The following is an 18,947-nucleotide window of genomic DNA, read 5'->3' as shown; positions in this document are numbered from 1 at the left end:
GCCCACCCTGGGCACTGCCGGGAAACCTAGGAGCGGGAGCGTTCGCCCAGCGTTCGGCGCGTTCGGAGCGCGGAGCCGCCACCGCGCGGGCCAGGGACGGTGGTGAGCCGGTCGAGGAGGAGCCGGTTGCCCTGCTCGGTGGCCAGCCGCTCGGCAGCGGCGCGGGCGCGCTCGTCACCGCGGACGACGGCCAGGCGGTGCAGGATCTCCGGCAGCCACCAGCGGTCGCCGCGGGCGCCGGCGAGCGCCCGCGCGGCGTCGAGGGCGGCGACCTCCGCCTCGTCGCGACCCGCCGCGGCGTGCAGGTCGGCGAGCAGGGAGAGCCAGTACGGCATCCGCACCAGCGAACCCTGGTGGCGCAGCGTCGCGATGCCGCGGCGCGCCTCGGCGGTCCCGGCCTCGCCGCCGATGAGCCAGCCGTGCAGCACGTGTCCCCACTCGCCGTAGTAGGCGAACTCGTAGCGGGTGGTGACCTCCAGCAGCTCGACGGCGGTGTCCGCGAGCGCGTCGCGGTCGCCACGGATCTGGTCGGTCACGGCGGCGTACGCCAGTGCGACCGCGAGCGTGTAGGGATGGCCGTCCTCGCGGGACTGGTCGATCGCCGCCGTACGGCTGACGACGGCTCCCTGCGGATCTCCGAGCAGGAGCTGTGCGTGGGCCTGCCAGGCCAGCCGGTGCCGGTCCGGCTGGGTGCCGACCAGGAGGAAACCGTTACCGGGGCTGAGTCGCTCGGCCTGGGCGAACCGGTCGAGCGACTCGGCGAGCCGGCCCAGGGTCATCGCGGTGCCGGCGGCGGCGAAGTACGCCTCGGCGACGAGCCGCTGGTCGCCGCCGGTCGCGAGCGCGCGCTGCGCGAACTCGTAGGACCGCTCCACGTCGCCCTGCACGAAGCGGCACGACCACAGGCCGAGGAGGCCCTCGGCGAGATCGGTCGTGTGCCCCGAGCTCTCGGCGAGCCGGACCACCTGCTCGAGGACTCCCTGCAGCGCCCGGGAGCTGTAGCCCTGCATCGCGTTGAGCGGCGCGGCCTCGGCGCGCAGGAAGGCGAGCTCGTGCGCGTCGCGGACGTCGCCCGGCGGCAGCGTCGCCACCAGCGCGAGCGCCTGGTGACACAGCCTCACGGACTCGGCATGGGCGAACCGGTCGGCCGCCGACTTCGCGGCTCGGGCGTAGTGCGGGAGCGCCTGCTCGGGCCGGCCGGCGCGGGCGTACTGGTCGGCGAGCTGTACGCCGACGGCCGGGTCCTCCGGGCCGGCCCGCTCCAGCGCCAGGGCGAGCCGGTTGTGGAGCAGCCACTTCCGAGCAGGCGAGACGCCGGCGTACGCCGCCTCCCGGAGCAGGTCGTGGGAGAAGTCGTAGCCGCCGTCGGCCTCGACCAGGATCCCCGCCTGCGACAGCTCGTCCACCGCGTGTACGACGGCTTCGGGCCCGGGGCCGCCGTCGCGGCCTGCGGCATCCGCCACCAGGTCCAGCCCGAAGCCGCGCCCCACCGCCGCGGCGAGCGCCGCGACCTCCTGCGCGGCCGGCGAGAGCTGCCGCAGCCGCATGGTGAGCACGTCGTGCCATCCGGTCGCGGCGGCGCCGGCGTCGATCCCGGAGCGGACCGCCTCGCGCAGGAAGAGCGGGTAGCCGCCCGACACCGAGACCAGCGCGTCGAGCGTCGTCGGGTCGACGTCTCCTCCGGCCAGCGCACGGGCCAGCGCTGAGCTCTCCGGCCGGGCGAGCGGCTCGAGGGTGACGACGGTGAGCGACAGTCCCGTCGAGGGGAGCTGCGCGAGCCACTCGGCGACCGGCGGCGGGAAGTCCTCCCGGACCGTCGTGAGCAGCATCAGCGGGCGGCCGGCCGCCAGCCGGAGCAGCAGCGAGACGAAGGCGAGGGTCTCCTCGTCGGTCCACTGCAGGTCGTCGAGGACCAGCAGCGTCGGCCGTCGTACGGCGAAGAGCGCGTGCGCGAGCCCCTCGAAGAACCGGTGCCGCTGCCACGCGTCGGCCATCGGCCGCTCGCTCGGCGGCAGCGTCGCGCCGTCCTCCGGCAGGAGCCGGAGCACCTCCGCCCGCCAGACGTCGTCGAGGGACGCGGTCGCCGCCCGCACCCCGGAGGAGCGCAGCCAGTCCGCGACCGGAGCGAGCGCCACCCGGCCCGCCGTACCGAAGCAGGACGAGGCCGCCACCACGGCACCCTGCGCCCGGGCGACCGCCTCGACCTCCTCCGCCAGCCGGGTCTTGCCCAGCCCGGGCCGGCCCCGGACCACCGCGACCGACGGGCCCCGGCCGGTCGTGGCCTGCTGCCAGCCCGCGACGAGCGCCGTGACCTCGGCGGTCCGGCCGACCAGCGGCACGCCCAGGTGGGCGCCCACCGTCCGGTCCGGGGCCGGGGCCCCGCCCTCGATCGGCGCGTCCGGGTCGCCGGCGGCCAGGAGGCGCCGCAGCTCGACGGCGAGCGCCGGGGCGGGGCGTACGCCGAGCTCGCGCTCGAGCAGTGCCCGGCAGCGGCGGTAGGTCTCGATCGCCGCCGCCCGGTCGCCGGCGGCTGACTGCAGCCGCATGAGCGTCAGGTAGCGCGACTCCTCGAGCGGCGCCATCGCCACCGCCCGCCGGGCGGCGTCGAGCGCCCCGGGGACGTCCTCGACGGCGCTGGCGGCGCCGGCCAGGCGGTCCAGCAGCTCGAGGCACTGCGCCCGGAGCTCCTCGCGCGCCGCGTCGGCCCACGGCTCGTCGAGCCCTGGCAGGAGGTCGCCGCCGTACGCCGCGACGGCGACCCGGGCATGACGACGTACGACGGCCGGCGTCGCACCGGGCCGCAGCGCCGCCTCACGCTCGCGCGCGAAGGTGCGCAGGTCGACGTCGCAGCCGGGGGAGTCGCACCAGGCGAGGCTGCTCGCCGTCACCGCGAGCGCCTCCGCGGGCACGATGCGGCGCAGCGCGTGCAGCTCGCGGCGGAGGTTCGTCATCGCCTGAGCCGAGGTGGAGTCGGGCCAGAAGAGCTCGGCCATCAGCCCCCGCGGCTGGGGAACGCCGGCGTGCCACGCCAGATAGGCGACCAGCGCCAGCGCCCGCGCCGAACGGCCCCGGGCCCCGGTGACCGTGTCGGCGAGCGACTGCTCACCGAGAACTCTGACCGTGAGCACATCTCACTATGAGCCTCGCCGGCCCGGTTGTGATACGGCCGATCGTCCTCACCCGCGGAGGCGACCCCGGCGAGCCTGTCCTAGAGTGACGCGCGTCCCACTGTCGTGCAGTCGCAAGGAGTTTGGTCATGGGTCGTTTCGACGGTCGCGTCGCAGTCATCACCGGTGCCGCCCGCGGGATCGGTTTCGGTGTCGCCACCCGCTTCGCCGAGGAGGGTGCCTCGGTCGCCGTCATCGACCTCGACGAGACCGCGGCCGCGGAGGCCGCCGCCAAGCTCCCGCTGACGGAGGGGGCGAAGTCGGTCGGCATCGGCGCCAACGTGAGCAAGGCCGAGGACGTCGACGCGGCGGTGGAGCGGGTCGTCTCCGAGCTCGGTGGCCTCCACATCCTGATGAACAACGCCGGCATCATCCGCGACAACATGCTCTTCAAGATGACCGAGGAGGACTGGGACCTCGTCATGGGCGTCCACCTCAAGGGCCACTTCCTGATGAGCAAGGCCGCCCAGAAGCACTTCGTGGCGCAGAAGTACGGCAAGATCGTCAACGTCTCCAGCACCTCGGCGCTCGGCAACCGCGGCCAGGCCAACTACTCCGCCGCGAAGATGGGGATCCAGGGCTTCACCCGCACCCTCGCCATCGAGCTCGGCCCGTTCGGCGTCAACGTCAACGCGGTCGCCCCGGGCTTCATCGTCACCGACATGACCGACGCCACCGCCCAGCGGGTCGGCATGGACCCCGAGGCCTTCCGCGCCGCCGCCGCCGACCGCAACCCGGTCAAGCGGGTCGGCCACCCCGAGGACATCGCTGCCGCCGCGGCCTTCCTGGCCAGCGACGAGGCGTCGTACATCACCGGCCAGGTGGTGTACGTCGACGGCGGCGCGACGCTCCTCTGACGACCCGTTCTGACGCCCGTGCCCCGGGCAGCCGGGGCGCGTGCGACCTCACCCTTGGCTCGCGGCGAATCACGCCGCTCACCACTCGTCGCCTACCCTCTCGCAAGGCCGCCCGGCGCAGGGCGCGCCTCCCGCGTTCGTGGAGCGATCCGTCGGACACTGGGTCCGAAACACCACTGAACCAGACGACAATGCCGAGAACAGACAATGGAGTTGCCGTGCGCCTTTCCCGTGCCCTCATCCCTCTGGTGGCCGCCGCGAGCCTCGCGCTGACCGCCTGCGGGGGATCGGACGACAAGGCCGACAAGGACCCGCAGAAGGTCTCGGCCGGGACCACCCTGGACTCGACCTGGCCGCTCACCGGCCTGGACGTGACCGGCGACGGCTCTGCCGCGCAGAAGCATCCGGTCTACATCGCCAAGATCGACAACACGGAGGCGAGCAACCCCCAGATCGGCCTCGGCAAGGCCGACATGGTCACCGAGGAGCTCGTCGAGGGCGGCATCACCCGGCTCGCGGTGTTCTTCTACTCCGACCTGCCGAGCAAGGTCGGCCCGATCCGCTCCATGCGCGCCACCGACGTCGGCATCGCCTCGCCTGTCGGCGCGAGGCTGGTCACGAGCGGTGCGGCCCCCTACACGTACGCCGCGCTCAAGAAGGCGGGCGTCACGTGGATCGACATGAGCGACCCCAACGTCGTCCGTGACCTCGACGGCACCCACGACACCCTGCACAGCGTGATGGCGAACCTCGAGAAGATCGGCGCGGGCGCCAAGGGCAAGGAGACCCGGCCCGAGGACTACTTCCCGTGGGGCGAGGAGTCGGACTTCCCGGCCAAGAAGGCGGCCACGTCGATCCAGGCCCGGTTCTCGCCGGCGCGCACCGACGACTGGAAGTACCAGGGCGGGAAGTACGTCCTGCAGAACGGCTACATGGCCGCCGGCGACGTCTTCCACCCCGACACGATCGTCGCGGCGCAGGTGAAGACCTCGATCGCCCCCTACAAGGATCCGGCCGGCAACCCGGTCCCGGTCTCGCACTTCAACGGCAAGGGCAAGGCGTGGATCTTCCACGGAGGCAAGCTCGTCCGTGCGACCTGGGTCAAGAAGGGCGAGGATGCCCCGATCAGCTTCACGCTGGCCGGTGGGAAGACCCTCGACATCCCCGCCGGCAAGGTCTGGCTCGAGCTGATCCCGAAGGACGGCGGCTCGATCACCTTCGCCAAGAAGTGACGAGGCAGTCGCGGCTCAGGCGTCGTGGCGCAGACCGTCGAGCACGTCGCCGGTCAGCGCCACGCCCTGGTCCGTGAGCGTCTGGATGCCGGTCAGGATGAACCCGATCGCGGTCTCGACCCGCTGGGCGGCCGCGACCGCGTCGCTGGCCCCCGAGACGGACTCCCCGGCCGAGGAGAGCGCGCCGAAGAAGATCCGCGCGAACGTCGCGATCATGTCGTCGTCGACCTTGTGGCCACCGGAGGTCAGCACCGTGCGGACGATGTCCTGGACGACGGCGAACGCCGAGCGCTCCTCCTGCTCGCGGTAGCGCTCGTAGCCGAGGACCGCGGGCCCGTCCTGGATGACGATCCGACGGTACGCCGGCTCCTGGACCGCCGCGAGGAACGACCGCAGCCCCGTGAGCGCCTTGTCCCAGGGGTCCTTGACGCCCTTCATCTCCTGCTCGATCCGCTTCGCGGTCGACGACTCGACCTTCTCGAAGACGGCCTCGAACAGGGCCTGCTTGCCACTGAAGTGGTGGTAGAGCGCTCCCTTGGTGACCTCCGCGCCGGCGACGATCGCGTCCAGCGAGGCGTTGGCGTAGCCGTGCTCGGTGAAGAGGTCCTCGGCGACCTCGACGAGCGTGCGCTTGGTCGAGGCGGAGTACTGCTGCCGACGTGACGCCCCGGGAACCCCCGGCAGAGGAGGGACCTTCGGCACCAGCTTGCTCACAGTCGGCTTCGGCACCCACCCCACTGTAGTGGCGGCCGCTGTGGCACGGGTGGTCAGGATCACCCCGTGTCAGATTGGCCTACCGTCGGTATGGCCCGTACCTTGGGTACGTACTCACGGTATGTGAGTCCGAACCAAGGGGGCCATTCATGACCTGGACGACCTACCACAACCGCGCAGAGATCCTGCGCACCGTGATGGCCGTCGCCGACGAGCGTCGCGACGGTCTCCTCCCGATGGACGTGGAGGGCGTCGTCGAGAAGTTCGACGACGAGCTCGGCCTCCTCGGGACCCTGCAGCTGAAGTGGCACACCCGCCTCGCCGGCCGCATCGAGCAGGAGCTCAACGACCAGCCGATGGACCTCGAGTCCGCGGTGGTCCGGGCGTGGCAGCAGACCGCGGCCGAGATGCCCGGCGTCCGCGCCATCCTCGACCACTACCGCTCCGAGCCCGTCGACGCCCGGATGGCGGAGACCATGGCCAAGGCGCACGCGAAGGAGCACCTGCTCCTCGCCGTCATGGCCGGCAAGGGCGCCTACTCCGACGAGCTCGCCGTGCCCGCGGGTGCCGCGATCGAGGAGCGGGCGCGTGCGTCGTACCGCCCGCTCGGCCCGGTCCCCGCCCAGCGCGGGACCTCGCTCCTCGGCCGCATCAAGGCGGCCCTCGCAGCCTGAAGCTGCCCCAGACCGACGACCCCGGTGCCGGCGCACCCTCCCTCCCTCAGCGGTCCTCGACCGCGCTCCCTCCCGCGCCGGCCCGGGGTCGCCGTACGCCGCGTGCGGCATGGACACTGATGCCACACTGATGCCATGACCGAGGTCCGCGCGGGGATGCTGCTCGTGGCGACGCCGGAGCTGCGCGACCCCAACTTCATGGACACCGTCGTGCTGCTGCTCGACGTCGACGAGGGCGGCGTGCTCGGTGTGGTCCTCAACCGCCCCTCGCCGGTCCCCGTGGCCGACGTCCTCGATCCGTGGGCCGGGTCGGTCGCCCATCCGGACGTCCTCTTCCAGGGCGGCCCGGTCAGCCCCGAGGCAGCGCTGGCCGTCGCGCTGCTGCGCGACCCCGACGACGTACCTGTCGGCTTCCGTGCCGTCGAGGGCGCCAGCCAGCTCGGCCTGCTCGACCTCGACACTCCCCCCGAGCTGGTCGAGGGGAGCCTGAGCGGGCTGCGGATCTTCGCCGGGTACGCCGGCTGGGGTGCCGGTCAGCTCGCCGGGGAGATCGGCGAGGGGGACTGGTACGTCGTCGAGGCCGAGGACGCCGACCCCTTCCGCGACGAGGTCACCGAGCTGTGGCGGGACGTGCTCCGCCGCCAGCCGGGCAACCTCGCCTGGCACTCCACCCGCCCCGCCGACCCCGACCTCAACTGACGCCACCGTCCGACCGCTGACGTAGGCTTGCGGCATGTCCTTCCTGGGGTTCGACACCGCGACCGACGTCGACGAGAAGGTGCGCGAGGACGAGCGCACCGTCCCGACCGACGAGGGCGACCACGACCGCTTCTCCCACTACGTGGAGAAGGACAAGCTCACCGAGGCGATGGTCATGGGCACCCCCGTCGTGGCGCTGTGCGGCAAGGTGTGGGTCCCCAGCCGGGACGGCACGAAGTTCCCGGTCTGCCCCGAGTGCAAGGAGATCTGGGAGTCGTTCTCCGACAACCCCGGCTCCGGCAGCGGGGACGGCGAGTGAGCACCCCACCGAACCACTCGCTGCGCTCGCGTTTCGGCGGGGACCCCGCGTGACGGGGCGGCCGGACGCCGCCCACACGCCAGCGCCGACGGACGCGCTCACCCCCGCCTGGCCCAACCGCGCCGCCTGGGGGACGGCCACCAAGCTGCGCGCGTGGCAGCAGGCGGCGATGACGCAGTACTTCGACGAGCTGCCGCGTGACTTCCTCGCCGTCGCGACACCCGGCGCCGGGAAGACCACCTTCGCGCTGTCGGTGGCCGCCGAGCTGCTCGGCCGCCGGATGATCGACCGGGTCACGGTCGTGGCCCCGACCGAGCACCTGAAGCTGCAGTGGGCCGAGGCCGCCGCGCGGGCCGGGATCCCGATCGACCCGACCTACTCGGCCGGCCAGGGCAAGACCTCGAAGGAGTTCCTCGGCATCGCGGTGACGTACGCCGGTGTCGCGGTCAACCCGCTCGCGATGCGGATCCGCACGGAGCGGTTCAGGACGCTCGTCATCCTGGACGAGGTCCACCACGCCGGCGACGCGCTGTCCTGGGGCGAGGGGATCCGCGAGGCCTTCGAGCCCGCCGCGCGGCGGCTCGCGCTGACCGGCACGCCGTTCCGGTCCGACACCAACCCGATCCCGTTCGTCACCTACGCGCCCGGCGAGGACGGCGTGCCGCGCTCCGTGGCCGACTACACCTACGGCTACTCCGAGGCGCTGCAGGACCACGTCGTACGCCCGGTGCTGTTCATGGCGTACTCCGGCCAGATGAGCTGGCGGACCCGGGCCGGCGACGAGATCGCCGCGCACCTCGGCGAACCGCTCACCAAGGACCTCACCGCGCAGGCGCTGCGGACCGCGCTGGACCCGCAGGGGTCCTGGATCCCGTCGGTGCTCCAGGCCGCCGACAGGCGGCTCTCGGAGGTACGCCGGCACGTGCCGGACGCCGGCGGGCTCGTGATCGCCACCGACCAGGAGTCTGCCCGGGCGTACGCCAAGACGCTCCGGTCGATCACCGGCGAGCCGGCGACCGTCGTGCTCTCGGACGAGAAGGCCGCGTCGAAGAAGATCGCGAAGTTCAGCGAGGACGACAGCCGCTGGATGGTCGCGGTGCGGATGGTGTCCGAGGGGGTCGACGTACCGCGGCTGGCGGTCGGTGTCTACGCCACGACGACGGCGACGCCGCTGTTCTTCGCCCAGGCGGTCGGCCGCTTCGTCCGCGCCCGGGCACGGGGTGAGACGGCGTCGGTCTTCCTGCCCTCGGTCCCGATGCTGCTCGGGTTCGCCTCGGAGCTGGAGGTCGCCCGCGACCACGTGCTCGGCAAGCGGATCCAGGACGAGGACGACATCTTCGCCGCCGAGGACGCGCTGCTCGCGCAGGCCAACCAGGCCGAGTCCGCCTCCGACGAGGAGGCGCTCGGGCCGTGGGAGGCGCTCGGCTCGGAGGCCCGCTTCGACCGGGTTCTCTTCGACGGCGGGGAGTTCGGCCACTCGGGCGAGGTCCACGTCGGCTCGGAGGAGGAGATGGACTTCCTCGGCATCCCCGGGCTGCTCGACGCCGACCAGATGCGCGACCTGCTCAAGCAGCGGCAGACCGAGCGCGCCCAGAAGCAGAAGCGGGCCGACGCGGCCGCGGGGCCGCGGCCGGCCGAGACGGTCGCAGCCCTTCGAGACGCCTCGTCCCTCGGCTCCTCAGGGACCGCTACGCACGAGCAGCTGGCGATGCTGCGCCGCGAGCTCAACGGCCTCGTCGCCGCCTGGCACCACCGGACCGGCCAGCCTCACGGCCAGACCCACAACCAGCTGCGCAGGGAGTGCGGCGGCCCGCCCGCAGCGGTCGCCACCGCCGACCAGCTGCGGGCCCGGATCGACCTGATCCGGGACTGGGCCGCGCGGCGGTCGGGGTGATTACGGGTTGGCGGTGACCGGTCGGTTCGTCGAGGTCGTGCCGGGGGCGTACGTCGCCACGTCGCGGAGGATGACGACGACCTCGACGCTGCTCGTCACCGGCGACGCGTCCGTGCTCGTCGACCCGGCCTGGCTGCGCGACGAGCTGGACGCGATCGCCGAAGAACTGGAGGCGCGCGGCGTCGCGGTCACGGCCGGGTTCTCCACCCATGCCCACCACGACCACCTACTCTGGCACCCGCGCTACGGCGACGTGCCGCGCTGGGCGGCGCCGAAGGCGGCGGCGCTGGCGGTCTCGGAGGAGACGGGCCTGAGGGAGGAGCTCGGCGGCGACTACCCCGACGAGGTGCTGGCGCTCTTCGCGAAGGTCACGCCGCTCCCCGGCGACGTGGTGCCCGGCACCGAGCTGGAGGTGGCCGTCCACGACGGCCACGCGCCCGGCCACGCCGCGCTGCTCGACCCGCGGTCGGGCGTGCTCGTCGCCGGTGACATGCTCAGCGACGTCGAGCTGCCGCTGCCGTTCTGGCCAGATGACCTGCCGGCGTACGTCGAGGGGCTGGACCAGCTGGAGCCGTACGTCGCGCGGGCCTCGGTGCTCGTGCCGGGGCACGGGACGCCGTCGTACGCCCCGATCGAGCGGCTCGACGCCGACCGGCGCTACCTTGACGACGTGATGTCCGGCCGGGTCCCCGACGACCCGCGGATGGGCAACGAGGGCATGGAGGAGACGTACGAGCACCTCGTCCGGATGGTGCGCGGGGAGTAGGGCCGGTCAGGCCTTGCGGGGGGTCGGCTCGACCAGTTCGCGCAGGATCGCGACGGCGGTCTCGAGGTCCTCCGCGGTGTACTTGCTCTCGGAGAGCCGCTCCTGGACCGCGGTGGAGATCCGGTCGCGATAGGAGTCGAGCTCGGTCCTGCCCGCCTCGGTCAGCGTGATCACGCAGCCACGCGCATCGGTGGGATTGGGGGCCTTGGTCACGAGGCCCGCGTCGACCAGCTGGGCCACCTGCGCCGACATCGTCGGCTGCGAGCAGTTGTCGGCCTGGGCCAGCTCCGTCACGCCGAGCGGGCCCATCTGGGCGAGGATCGAGAGGACGCGCACACCAGCGGGCAGGTCGAGCGAGCGCCGCATGGTCCGGACGAGCCGGGCGGCGTACATGACGACGTCACTGGTCATCGCGAGCGTCGTCGCGGACATGAAGAGGTGGTGCATGGCCGTCCTCTGCGTGGCGTGTGATGGGGGTTGTGTGGGTGACATTATCGGGCCATGGCAACCTGGATCGCGTTTCTGAGGGCCATCAATCTCGGCGCCACCAGAAAGTTCCCCAAGGACGCGATCGTCGCCGCGGTCGAGCGGGCCGGCGGCCGGGCGATCGAGACCCACATCAACACCGGCAACGTGCGGTTCGACCACGACGTCGAGGTCCGCGCCGAGGTCGAGGTGATGCTGGAGGAGGAGTTCCTCCGCGACCGGGGCTTCGAGGTGCCCACCATCTGCGTGACACCCGCCGAGCTGAGCAGCATCGCCGAGGAGGCGGAGGCGTTCGGCCACGACGGGCGCCACTACGTGTCGGTGCTGAAGCGCGAGCCGACCGACGAGGAGGTCGCTCGGCTGGAGGCGGTCTCCTCGGCCGGGGAGGTCGCGAAGGTCGGCGGCCGCGCCGTCCATCTCCTGCTGGGCTCGAACTACCACACCGCGCGGCTCACCAACACGATCGTCGAGAAGCATCTCGGCGTCGCGACCAACCGCAACCTCAACGTCATCACCACGCTCGCGCGCAAGTGGGGCGGGTGACCGCCCTCTCCGAGGCTCGGGTCAGGCCGCCTGCGTCTGGGACCGCGGGACCACCCGGCGCACTGCCCGAACCGACGGGCTGAGCAACAGGAGCAGCGAGATCGCGACGTAGGCCACCCCGGAGACGAGGAGCACCCTCTCGAGGCCGTACGCCGCCGCGACCGGGCCGAGGGCCAGCTGGCCGACCGGGATCGCGGCGAACGAGCCGAGCTGGTCGTAGGAGACCGCCCGGGAGAGCAGCTCCTCGGGGATGTGCTCCTGCATGGCGAGGTTCCAGCCCATGCTGAAGACCTGGATGCCGACGCCGGACAGCAGGGCGGCGGTGAGCAGCGTCGCCAGCCCGGTCGTCACCCCGAGGACGACCATGGGCAGCCCGAACAGCGCCATCCCGACCATCCCGGTCTGGAGGGGCCGCTGGAGCCGCCAGCGGATCAGGCCGAGGGTCGCGATCAGCACGCCCACGCCCTGGGCCGAGAGCATCAGGCCCCACCCGTGGGGGCCGAGGTCCGACGACTTCGCGCGCACCGGGCCGAGGGTGAGCAGGCCGCCCTCGTACAGCGCGTTGAGGACGCAGGTCGCGGCGACGCCGAGCCACAGCCACGTCGTACGCCGGAAGAAGCCCCAGCCGGCGCCGAGGTCGTGGAGGAGGGACGGCCTGCGGTCGGACCCGGGCTCCGGGGCGCGGGCGGGGAGCTTCACCGGCACCATCAGCGCGGCCGCGGCCAGCCAGGTCGCGGCATCGACGAGCAGCGCCCAGCCGGGGCCGGCGCCGACGACGAAGACGGCCGCGAGGCTCGGGCCGAGGATGGCGAGGACCGCCCGGGTGAGCGCCGTCAGCGCGTTGGCCTCCTGCAGCCGGGTCCGGGGGACGAGCTGCGGGATGAGGCCGTTCATCGCCGGCATGCCGGCGGCGTCGGCGACCCCGTTGACCGCGGAGAGCGCCACCAGGTGCCACAAGGTCGCGTGACCGCTGAGCACGACCACCGCAGCGGCGCCCTGGCTGACCCCGCAGACGAGGTTGGACGCCATGATGACCCGCGCGCGGCCCCACCGGTCGGCGACCACCCCACCGATCAGCAGGAAGACCAGCAGCGGGACCGTCCTGGCCGCGAGGACGAGTCCCAGCGCGATCGCGGCGTGGCTGACCGAGAGCACGGCGAACGCCAGCGCGACCGGCGCCATGGTGTTGCCGACGAGGTTGACGGACCGGGACGCGAAGTACCACCTGAAGGGCGGTTCGCGCAGTGGGGCCATCGCCGAGATCGAAGCCACCCGCAGAGGGTAGACCAACCGCGACACTCCGGTGTGCCCTGGCGCACAACCGGGCCGCGAAGCGGTCCGGACCGGACTAGCTCGCCGGCCGGTCGCCGCGATGGCGGGGCGACAACGGCGGCGAGGCGAACGCGTGCGAGCTGCTCAGCTGACCAGCACCCCGGCGGCGCGCATCTCGGTGATCGCCCGCTCGGTGGTCTCCGGGGCGACACCGGCGCTCAGCGCGGTCAGCACCCTGGTGGTGAAGCCCTCCTTGGCGGCGTCGAGTGCGGTAGCGCGGACGCAGTGGTCGGTCGCCAGGCCGCAGACGTCGACCTCGGTGACGCCGTGGGCGCGCAGCCAGTCGGTGAGGCCGGTGCCGTCCTGCGCGACGCCCTCGAAGCCGGAGTACGCCGCGTGGTGCTCGCCCTTCCGGAAGATCTCGTCGAACGGCTCGGGATCGAGGTTGGGGTGGAACGCCTCGCCGTCGGTCCCGACCCGGCAGTGGACCGGCCAGGACTCGACGAAGTCGGGCTCCTTGGCCCAGTGCCCGCCGGGGTCGATGTGGTGGTCCTTGGTCGCCACCACGTGGTCGTAGTCCACCGCCCCGGGGTCCTTGTGGGTCCAGTGCTGGAGCAGGACCCCGATCTCGTGGGCCACCCGGGCCCCGCCCGCCACGGGCAGGGAGCCACCCTCGCAGAAGTCGTTCTGCACGTCGACGACGATCAGCGCACGCGTCATGCTGCTCACCGTAGCGCCGTCGCTAGCCTGACCGCGTGGAGCGACGACAGCTCGAGTTCTTCCTCGCGATCGCCGAGGCCGGCGGCTTCACCCGGGCGGCCGGCCGGCTCAACATCGCGCAGCCGTCGCTGTCCTACGCCATCCGCGTGCTGGAGAAGGAGCTCGGTGCCACGCTGTTCGAGCGGCACGGGCGCGGCGTACGCCTGACGGCCGCGGGCGAGGCGCTGGTGCGGCCGGCGCAGCAGGCGCTGCGCGGGTTCGCGCTCGCCGAGGTGGCCGTGCGGGCCTCCTCCGAGGGCGGTTTCGGGCGGGTCGTCATCGTCGGCAACACGCTCTGGGCGATCGACCCGCTGGTCGGGATCGTCAGCACCTTCCGGCGGCTGCAGCCGGCCGTGCAGTTCGTCGTACGCGACCCGGTGAGCCGCTCCGACGCCCTCGACCAGGTGCGCTCGGGGGCGGCCGACCTCGCGCTTGTGGACGGTACGCCGCCGGGCGGGGCCCTCACGAGCAGGCGGCTCGCCGAGCACGAGCTGGTCGCCGTGCTCCCGCCGGCCGAGCGCGGCAACCTGCCGGAGGAGGGCGCGACCTCGGTCGCGGCGCTGGTCGAGCTCGGGCTGGTGAGCACGCCGCGCGGGACCCCGATGCGCGAGCTGCTCGACCGCGCCCTCGAGGAGGCGGGAGCTGCGCCGGAGATCGCCGTCGAGACCGCCCACACCGCCACGGTCGTGCCGCTCGTCCTCGCCGGTGCCGGCGCCGCGGTCCTGCCGGAGGGGATGGCCGCCGAGGCGGCGGCGAAGGGCGCCCGGATCGCGCGACTGGACCCGCCTACGCGCGCGAGCGTCTCGCTGGTGTGGCGGTCCGGCCGGCTGAGCGAGGTCGCCCGGCAGGTGCTGCTGGTGGCCGGGGACGGGATGTCGGCGGGCGACTCGACCGGCGGGCGATAGACAGCCTCTATGACGGAGAACTGAAACCCGTCTGGCTCGACGCTGTTTCGCGCTTCCGTGGGCGCCTCACATTTCTCTACCGTAGTGGTCATATATAACCGCTACGCGTGGCAATGATGCCGACGCCGCACCCGAAGGGAGCCCCTATGACCATCACCGACAGCCCGACGGCCCCTGCGGGGACCGCCGGGACGCCTCGCGTCACCCGGCTGAACGGCCGCATCGGCGCCCGCGTCGACGGCGTACGCCTCGGACCGGACCTGCCCGACGACGTCGTCGCGGAGATCCGGCGCGCGCTCCTCGAGCACAAGGTGGTCTTCTTCCGCGAGCAGCACGACCTGACCGACGAGGACCACATCGGCTTCGCGGAGCGGTTCGGCCCGCTCACGACCGCGCACCCCACGGTCAACACCGGCAGCGCCCGCATCCTGCGCGTGACCGCCAACAAGGGGATGGCCGCCAACGCCTGGCACACCGACGTCACCTTCGTGGACCGTGTGCCGGCGATCAGCGTCCTGCGCGCCGTCACGCTCCCGCCGTACGGCGGCAACACGGTCTGGGCCAACACGGCGGCGGCGTACGACGACCTGACGCCGGGGCTCAAGGCGCTCGTCGACGAGCTGTGGGCGGTGCACACCAACAGCTACGACTACGCGCAACGCGACGAGGAGCACGAGCAGCCGGACGCCAACTACTCCCGCGACGACTTCACCTCGCAGCTGTTCGAGACCCGGCACCCCGTCGTCCGCGTCCACCCGGAGACCGGGGAGCGGTCGCTGGTGCTCGGCCACTTCGTGAAGGGCTTCGTGGGCCACAACAGCTCGGAGTCGGTGGCGCTGTTCCACCTCCTGCAGAATCGCATCACCCGGCTGGAGAACACCGTCCGCTGGGCGTGGCAGCCCGGCGACGTCGCGATGTGGGACAACCGCGCGACGCAGCATTACGCGGTCGCCGACTTCGACCACCACCCGCGCGAGATGCGGCGCATCACGGTCGCCGGCGACGTACCCGTCTCCATCGACGGCCGGCGCAGCGTCGTGATCTCCGGCGACGCGGAGGCCTACTCCCGCCTCGACGAGCTGATCAGCTGAAGGGCGGTCGCCAGGGGTCGTCCTCGGGCGGCCGCGCGGCGTCGGCCGGCTGTGCGGCGTCGGCCGGCTGTGCGGCGTCGGCTGGCTGTGCGGCGTCGGCCGGCTGTGCGGCCCCCGGTGCCTGTGCGGCCTCCGGTGGCTGTGCGGCGTCGGCCGGCTGTGCGGCCCCCGGTGGCTGTGCGGCCTCCGGTGGTGCGGCATCCGGTGGTTGAGGAGGTTGCGCTAGCAACCGTCTCGAAACCACCGGATCGCCAACTCCCGAAGGACCAAAGACTCCCGACCTGCTCGTGCGGTCGGTGGAGCTCGTCCGCCGCCGGGCGAGTTGCGGCAGGTCGTCGTACTCGCCCCGGATGAGCGCTTCGCGCTTGGCGCGACTCCAGCCCTGAACCTGCTTCTCGAAGTAGAACGCGTCCTTGATCGAGTCGAACTCGGCTGCCCAGGCCAACGTCACGGGCCGGCGTCGACGTGTGTAAGCCGCACCTTCGCCGTTGTCGTGCTGCCAGAGTCTGCGTTCGAGGTCGGTCGTGCTCCCGACGTAGTAGGTGCCATCGGCGCAGCGCAGGATGTAGACGTGGGCCATGAGACGCATGGTGCCCCGAGCGATGTGTCGCAACCGGCGGTCGTGATGCGCTGTGGATGGTGGTGGTTTCGAGACGGTCGCTGCGCGACCTCCTCAACCACCGGGCGTGGTGGATGGTGGTGGTTTCGAGACGGTCGCTGCGCGACCTCCTCAACCACCGGGCGTGGTGGATGGTGGTGGTTTCGAGACGGTCGCTGCGCGACCTCCTCAACCACCGTCAGACGAAGATCGTCGGGATCGCCGGGTCGCCCTTGGCCATCGACCGGACGGTGATCGGCAGCTCGTCGCGAGAGGCGACGTGGCGCTCGCGGGCCGCCTCGAGCGGCTCGCGACCGACGATCTCGCCGTCGCGGACGAGGGGCACGAGAAGCGGCCGATCGTCGCCATCGTCGACGGGCGGGGTGCCGATGCCGATGACCTCGGCCTCCGCGCGGCCGCGGCGGTCCCGGCGCCGGAGGGCGTACTTGCGGCCGCCGACCGAGACCTTGTCGGCGCTCTTCTTCGCCACCGACACCAGCTCGCCGTCCTCGCCCTCGCGCGCGACCAGCTTGTAGACGAAGCCGCAGGTCGGGTGGCCGCTGCCGGTGACGAGCTGGGTGCCGACGCCGTAGCCGTCCACGGGGGCGGCAGCGAGGGCCGCGATGGCGTACTCGTCGAGGTCACTGGTCACGATGATCCGGGTGTCCTTCGCGCCGAGCTCGTCGAGCTGCTCGCGTACGGCGACTGCGAGCACGCCCAGGTCGCCGGAGTCGATCCGCACGGCGCCGAGCTCGGGCCCGGCGACCTCGACGCCGAGCCGCACCGCCTCGGCGATGTCGTAGGTGTCGACCAGGAGCGTGGTGCCCTTGCCGAGCGACTCGACCTGCGCCCGGAAGGCCTGCTCCTCGGTGTCGTGGAGCAGGGTGAAGCTGTGGGCGCTCGTGCCCGCGGAGGGTACGCCGTACCGCGCCCGGGCGGCGAGGTTGGAGGTCGAGCCGAAGCCCGCGACGTACGCCGCCCGCGCGGCCGCGACCGCCGCCTCCTCGTGCGTACGCCGCGACCCCATCTCGATGCACGGCCGCCCGTCGGCCGCGAGCGTCATCCGCGAGGCCGCGGAGGCGACGGCGGAGTCGTGGTTGTAGATCGACAGCAGCACCGTCTCGAGGAGCACCGCCTCGGCGAACGTGGACTCGACGATGGCGAGCGGCGACTGCGGGAAGTACGCCTCGCCCTCGGGGTAGCCCCACACGTCGCCGTGGAAACGGTAGCCGGCCAGCCAGGTCAGCGTGCGGTCGTCCACGACGCCGTCGAGCGCGGCCAGCGTGACGTCGTCGAACCGGAAGGCCTCGATCGCGTCCAGCGCCCTGCCGACACCGGCCACGACGCCGTACCTGCGGCCACCGGGGAGGCGGCGCGGGAAGAGCTCGAAGACCGATCGCCGCTGGGCGGCGCCGCCCTCGAGCGCGGCCTGGAGCATGGTCAGCTCGTAGTGGTCGGTGAGGAGCGCGGTCGAAGCTCCCGTTGATTCAGTCACGGGCGCCATCGTGACACGATGGGAGACATGAGCGCGCCCAGCCCCGTGGAGCTCGACGAGCCGGACGTCGACGAGGTCGTCGCGCCCAACACACCCTGGGTGACGATCGTGTGGAACGACCCGGTCAACCTGATGTCGTACGTCACCTACGTCTTCCAGAAGTACTTCGGCTACTCCAAGAAGAAGGCCGAGAAGCTGATGCTCGAGGTGCACAACGACGGCAAGTCGGCGGTGAGCGCGGGCTCGCGCGAGGAGATGGAGCGCGATGTGCAGGCGATGCACGAGTACGGCCTGTGGGCGACGCTCGAGAAGCAGGACTGATCAGTGGTGGGTGGCTTCAGCTATCACCGGCGGAGCAAGCACGTCATCGCGACCTTCACCGGGTTCGAGGCGGACCTGCTGCGCTCGCTGGCGGGCCAGCTCGTCGAGCTGCTCCGCAACGAGGCGGCCGCGCCGCGCGAGAGCGAGGACCCGCTCGAGGCGATGTTCGACTTCTCGGGGCCGACGACCGAGCCCGAGGACCCGGTGCTCGCCCGGCTCTTCCCGACGGCGTACCGCGACGACGAGGAGGCCGCCGCGGAGTTCCGCCGCTTCACGGAGGGCTCGCTGCGCGACGGCAAGGCGGCGGCCGCCGCACAGATCATCGACGCCCTCGAGGAGGCCGGGCTGCCGCCCGAGCTCACCGAGGACGGCCTGGTCATCGACGTCGAGCTCGACCGCGAGGGCGCCGAGACCTGGCTGCGCTCGTTCACCGACATCCGGCTCGCGCTCGCGACCCGGCTCGGGATCGAGGAGGGCGACGAGGACTACTGGGACTCGCTGCCCGATGAGGAGCAGGTCGCCCAGGTCTACGGGATCTACCAGTGGGTCGGCGTCCTGCAGGAGACGCTCGTCGAGGCGCTCTACGCCGGCGAGTGAGCGGCGCCCGCCGTACCACTGCGGAGGGTGAGATCCGCCACTGTCCGGCACCCGGTCACGGCGCGCCGCCGACCGCCCGCGACCTAGGCTTGACGCCGTGCTGACCATCGACCAGGCGACGTACGACGCGATCATCGCCCACGCGAAGCGCGACCATCCCGACGAGGCGTGCGGGATCGTCGCGGGACCCGAGGGCTCCGACCGTCCGGAGCGCTTCATCGAGATGATCAACGCCGCCGGTTCGCCCACCTTCTACGAGTTCGACGCAGGCGACCTGCTGCAGCTCTACAAGGAGATGGACGCGAACGACGAGGAGCCGGTGATCGTCTACCACTCCCACACCGCGACCGAGGCCTACCCCAGCCGCACCGACATCGGGCTCGCGATGGAGCCGAACGCGCACTACGTGCTGGTGAGCACGCGCGAGCACGGAAACAGCAGCGGACCAGTAGAGTTTCGGTCCTACCGGATCGTCGACGGGGTCGTCACCGAGGAAGAAATCCAGGTCGTCCCGGCGTTGCCGCCCCACGAAACCGCACACGCACGTCAGCAGTGACG

At 72.3% G+C, this 18,947-nt stretch carries 20 protein-coding genes; 13 read left to right on the top strand and 7 right to left on the bottom strand.

The annotated features are described in order from the left end of the window. Nucleotides 1–26: 26 nt before the first annotated feature. Entirely contained in the window at nt 27–3,128 is a 3,102-nt protein-coding gene (locus tag ABLE53_RS03660) for an ATP-binding protein (protein WP_348857279.1), read from the bottom strand. Between the two features lie 128 nt (nt 3,129–3,256). On the opposite strand from ABLE53_RS03660, the gene ABLE53_RS03655 reads away from it, so the two are divergent. Both ABLE53_RS03655 and ABLE53_RS03650 read left to right on the top strand, forming a co-directional pair. After that, nucleotides 3,257–4,024, top strand: a complete 768-nt coding sequence (locus ABLE53_RS03655; RefSeq protein ID WP_348857278.1) for an SDR family NAD(P)-dependent oxidoreductase — start codon at nt 3,257–3,259, stop codon at nt 4,022–4,024. 218 nt (nt 4,025–4,242) lie between these two features. Further along, nucleotides 4,243–5,256 carry a DUF3048 domain-containing protein gene (locus ABLE53_RS03650; protein WP_348857276.1) on the top strand — a complete coding sequence of 338 codons (1,014 nt, stop codon included), beginning with the start codon at nt 4,243–4,245 and terminating at the stop codon, nt 5,254–5,256. A 15-nt stretch (nt 5,257–5,271) separates the two neighbouring features. On the opposite strand, the gene ABLE53_RS03645 is transcribed toward ABLE53_RS03650, so the two are convergent. Continuing rightward, nucleotides 5,272–5,985 (bottom strand): TetR/AcrR family transcriptional regulator, encoded by a 714-nt coding sequence (locus ABLE53_RS03645; RefSeq protein WP_348857275.1) that lies wholly within the window; start codon nt 5,983–5,985, stop codon nt 5,272–5,274. Nucleotides 5,986–6,119: 134 nt separating this feature from the next. Here ABLE53_RS03645 and ABLE53_RS03640 point away from each other — a divergent pair, with 134 nt between their 5' ends. The 5 genes from ABLE53_RS03640 to ABLE53_RS03620 all read left to right on the top strand — a co-directional run bounded on the left by ABLE53_RS03640 (nt 6,120) and on the right by ABLE53_RS03620 (nt 10,322). Next, entirely contained in the window at nt 6,120–6,644 is a 525-nt protein-coding gene (locus tag ABLE53_RS03640; protein ID WP_348857273.1) for a hypothetical protein, read from the top strand. Between the two features lie 135 nt (nt 6,645–6,779). After that, nucleotides 6,780–7,343, top strand: coding sequence for a YqgE/AlgH family protein (locus tag ABLE53_RS03635; protein WP_348857272.1), 564 nt, complete (start codon nt 6,780–6,782; stop codon nt 7,341–7,343). Between the two features lie 34 nt (nt 7,344–7,377). Next, complete coding sequence (locus ABLE53_RS03630; protein WP_348857271.1) at nt 7,378–7,662, top strand: DUF3039 domain-containing protein; 285 nt, start codon at nt 7,378–7,380, stop codon at nt 7,660–7,662. A 49-nt stretch (nt 7,663–7,711) separates the two neighbouring features. Continuing rightward, on the top strand, nt 7,712–9,556 hold the full coding sequence (locus ABLE53_RS03625) for a DEAD/DEAH box helicase (protein WP_348857270.1): 1,845 nt from the start codon (nt 7,712–7,714) through the stop codon (nt 9,554–9,556). A 13-nt stretch (nt 9,557–9,569) separates the two neighbouring features. Beyond that, nucleotides 9,570–10,322 carry an MBL fold metallo-hydrolase gene (locus ABLE53_RS03620; protein WP_348857269.1) on the top strand — a complete coding sequence of 251 codons (753 nt, stop codon included), beginning with the start codon at nt 9,570–9,572 and terminating at the stop codon, nt 10,320–10,322. A gap of 6 nt (nt 10,323–10,328) precedes the next feature. Here ABLE53_RS03620 and ABLE53_RS03615 read toward each other — a convergent pair whose 3' ends face one another. Continuing rightward, nucleotides 10,329–10,769 carry a MarR family winged helix-turn-helix transcriptional regulator gene (locus ABLE53_RS03615; protein ID WP_348857268.1) on the bottom strand — a complete coding sequence of 147 codons (441 nt, stop codon included), beginning with the start codon at nt 10,767–10,769 and terminating at the stop codon, nt 10,329–10,331. A gap of 54 nt (nt 10,770–10,823) precedes the next feature. On the opposite strand from ABLE53_RS03615, the gene ABLE53_RS03610 reads away from it, so the two are divergent. After that, nucleotides 10,824–11,351, top strand: coding sequence for a DUF1697 domain-containing protein (locus ABLE53_RS03610; protein ID WP_348857267.1), 528 nt, complete (start codon nt 10,824–10,826; stop codon nt 11,349–11,351). Between the two features lie 21 nt (nt 11,352–11,372). On the opposite strand, the gene ABLE53_RS03605 is transcribed toward ABLE53_RS03610, so the two are convergent. After that, nucleotides 11,373–12,623: an MFS transporter gene (locus ABLE53_RS03605; RefSeq protein WP_348857266.1), complete on the bottom strand. Its 1,251-nt coding sequence runs from the start codon at nt 12,621–12,623 to the stop codon at nt 11,373–11,375. A gap of 144 nt (nt 12,624–12,767) precedes the next feature. Then, the gene (locus ABLE53_RS03600; protein ID WP_425474835.1) at nt 12,768–13,352 is read right to left on the bottom strand and encodes a nicotinamidase; all 585 of its coding nucleotides are present in this window, start codon (nt 13,350–13,352) and stop codon (nt 12,768–12,770) included. A 26-nt stretch (nt 13,353–13,378) separates the two neighbouring features. On the opposite strand from ABLE53_RS03600, the gene ABLE53_RS03595 reads away from it, so the two are divergent. Together ABLE53_RS03595 and ABLE53_RS03590 are read left to right on the top strand one after the other, a co-directional pair. Continuing rightward, nucleotides 13,379–14,287, top strand: a complete 909-nt coding sequence (locus ABLE53_RS03595) for a LysR family transcriptional regulator (RefSeq protein ID WP_348857264.1) — start codon at nt 13,379–13,381, stop codon at nt 14,285–14,287. A 146-nt stretch (nt 14,288–14,433) separates the two neighbouring features. Further along, nucleotides 14,434–15,378: a TauD/TfdA dioxygenase family protein gene (locus ABLE53_RS03590; protein ID WP_348857263.1), complete on the top strand. Its 945-nt coding sequence runs from the start codon at nt 14,434–14,436 to the stop codon at nt 15,376–15,378. On the opposite strand, the gene ABLE53_RS03585 is transcribed toward ABLE53_RS03590, so the two are convergent. Further along, the gene (locus ABLE53_RS03585) at nt 15,371–15,958 is read right to left on the bottom strand and encodes a GIY-YIG nuclease family protein (protein WP_348857262.1); all 588 of its coding nucleotides are present in this window, start codon (nt 15,956–15,958) and stop codon (nt 15,371–15,373) included. The genes ABLE53_RS03590 and ABLE53_RS03585 overlap by 8 nt on opposite strands. A 217-nt stretch (nt 15,959–16,175) precedes the next feature. Continuing rightward, on the bottom strand, nt 16,176–17,480 hold the full coding sequence (locus ABLE53_RS03580; protein ID WP_348857260.1) for a nicotinate phosphoribosyltransferase: 1,305 nt from the start codon (nt 17,478–17,480) through the stop codon (nt 16,176–16,178). Nucleotides 17,481–17,498: 18 nt separating this feature from the next. Here ABLE53_RS03580 and clpS point away from each other — a divergent pair, with 18 nt between their 5' ends. From clpS to ABLE53_RS03565, 3 genes are all read left to right on the top strand, one after another. Further along, a complete protein-coding gene (gene clpS / locus ABLE53_RS03575) occupies nt 17,499–17,792 on the top strand; it encodes an ATP-dependent Clp protease adapter ClpS (RefSeq protein WP_348857259.1) in 294 nt (97 codons plus the stop codon). A gap of 3 nt (nt 17,793–17,795) precedes the next feature. Next, nucleotides 17,796–18,389, top strand: a complete 594-nt coding sequence (locus ABLE53_RS03570) for a DUF2017 domain-containing protein (protein WP_348857258.1) — start codon at nt 17,796–17,798, stop codon at nt 18,387–18,389. 97 nt (nt 18,390–18,486) lie between these two features. Beyond that, the gene (locus ABLE53_RS03565) at nt 18,487–18,945 is read left to right on the top strand and encodes a M67 family metallopeptidase (protein ID WP_348857257.1); all 459 of its coding nucleotides are present in this window, start codon (nt 18,487–18,489) and stop codon (nt 18,943–18,945) included. Nucleotides 18,946–18,947 lie beyond the last annotated feature (2 nt).

The sequence above is a fragment of the Nocardioides asiaticus genome (genome assembly GCF_040049175.1).
GTDB classification, from domain to species: Bacteria; Actinomycetota; Actinomycetes; order Propionibacteriales; family Nocardioidaceae; genus Nocardioides; species Nocardioides cheoyonin.
Note: the sequence above shows the minus strand (reverse complement) of the source record. Positions and strands in the feature narration are given on the sequence as shown.

Bases quoted from the DNA above. Each gene is read 5' to 3' on its own strand.
- ABLE53_RS03630 (WP_348857271.1), top strand. From the start codon at position 7,378: ATGTCCTTCCTGGGGTTCGACACCGCGACCGACGTCGACGAGAAGGTG.
- clpS (WP_348857259.1), top strand. From the start codon at position 17,499: ATGAGCGCGCCCAGCCCCGTGGAGCTCGACGAGCCGGACGTCGACGAG.
- ABLE53_RS03615 (WP_348857268.1), bottom strand. From the start codon at position 10,769: ATGCACCACCTCTTCATGTCCGCGACGACGCTCGCGATGACCAGTGAC.
- ABLE53_RS03580 (WP_348857260.1), bottom strand. From the start codon at position 17,480: ATGGCGCCCGTGACTGAATCAACGGGAGCTTCGACCGCGCTCCTCACC.
- ABLE53_RS03635 (WP_348857272.1), top strand. From the start codon at position 6,780: ATGACCGAGGTCCGCGCGGGGATGCTGCTCGTGGCGACGCCGGAGCTG.
- ABLE53_RS03655 (WP_348857278.1), top strand. From the start codon at position 3,257: ATGGGTCGTTTCGACGGTCGCGTCGCAGTCATCACCGGTGCCGCCCGC.
- ABLE53_RS03640 (WP_348857273.1), top strand. From the start codon at position 6,120: ATGACCTGGACGACCTACCACAACCGCGCAGAGATCCTGCGCACCGTG.
- ABLE53_RS03585 (WP_348857262.1), bottom strand. From the start codon at position 15,958: ATGGCCCACGTCTACATCCTGCGCTGCGCCGATGGCACCTACTACGTC.
- ABLE53_RS03610 (WP_348857267.1), top strand. From the start codon at position 10,824: ATGGCAACCTGGATCGCGTTTCTGAGGGCCATCAATCTCGGCGCCACC.
- ABLE53_RS03590 (WP_348857263.1), top strand. From the start codon at position 14,434: ATGACCATCACCGACAGCCCGACGGCCCCTGCGGGGACCGCCGGGACG.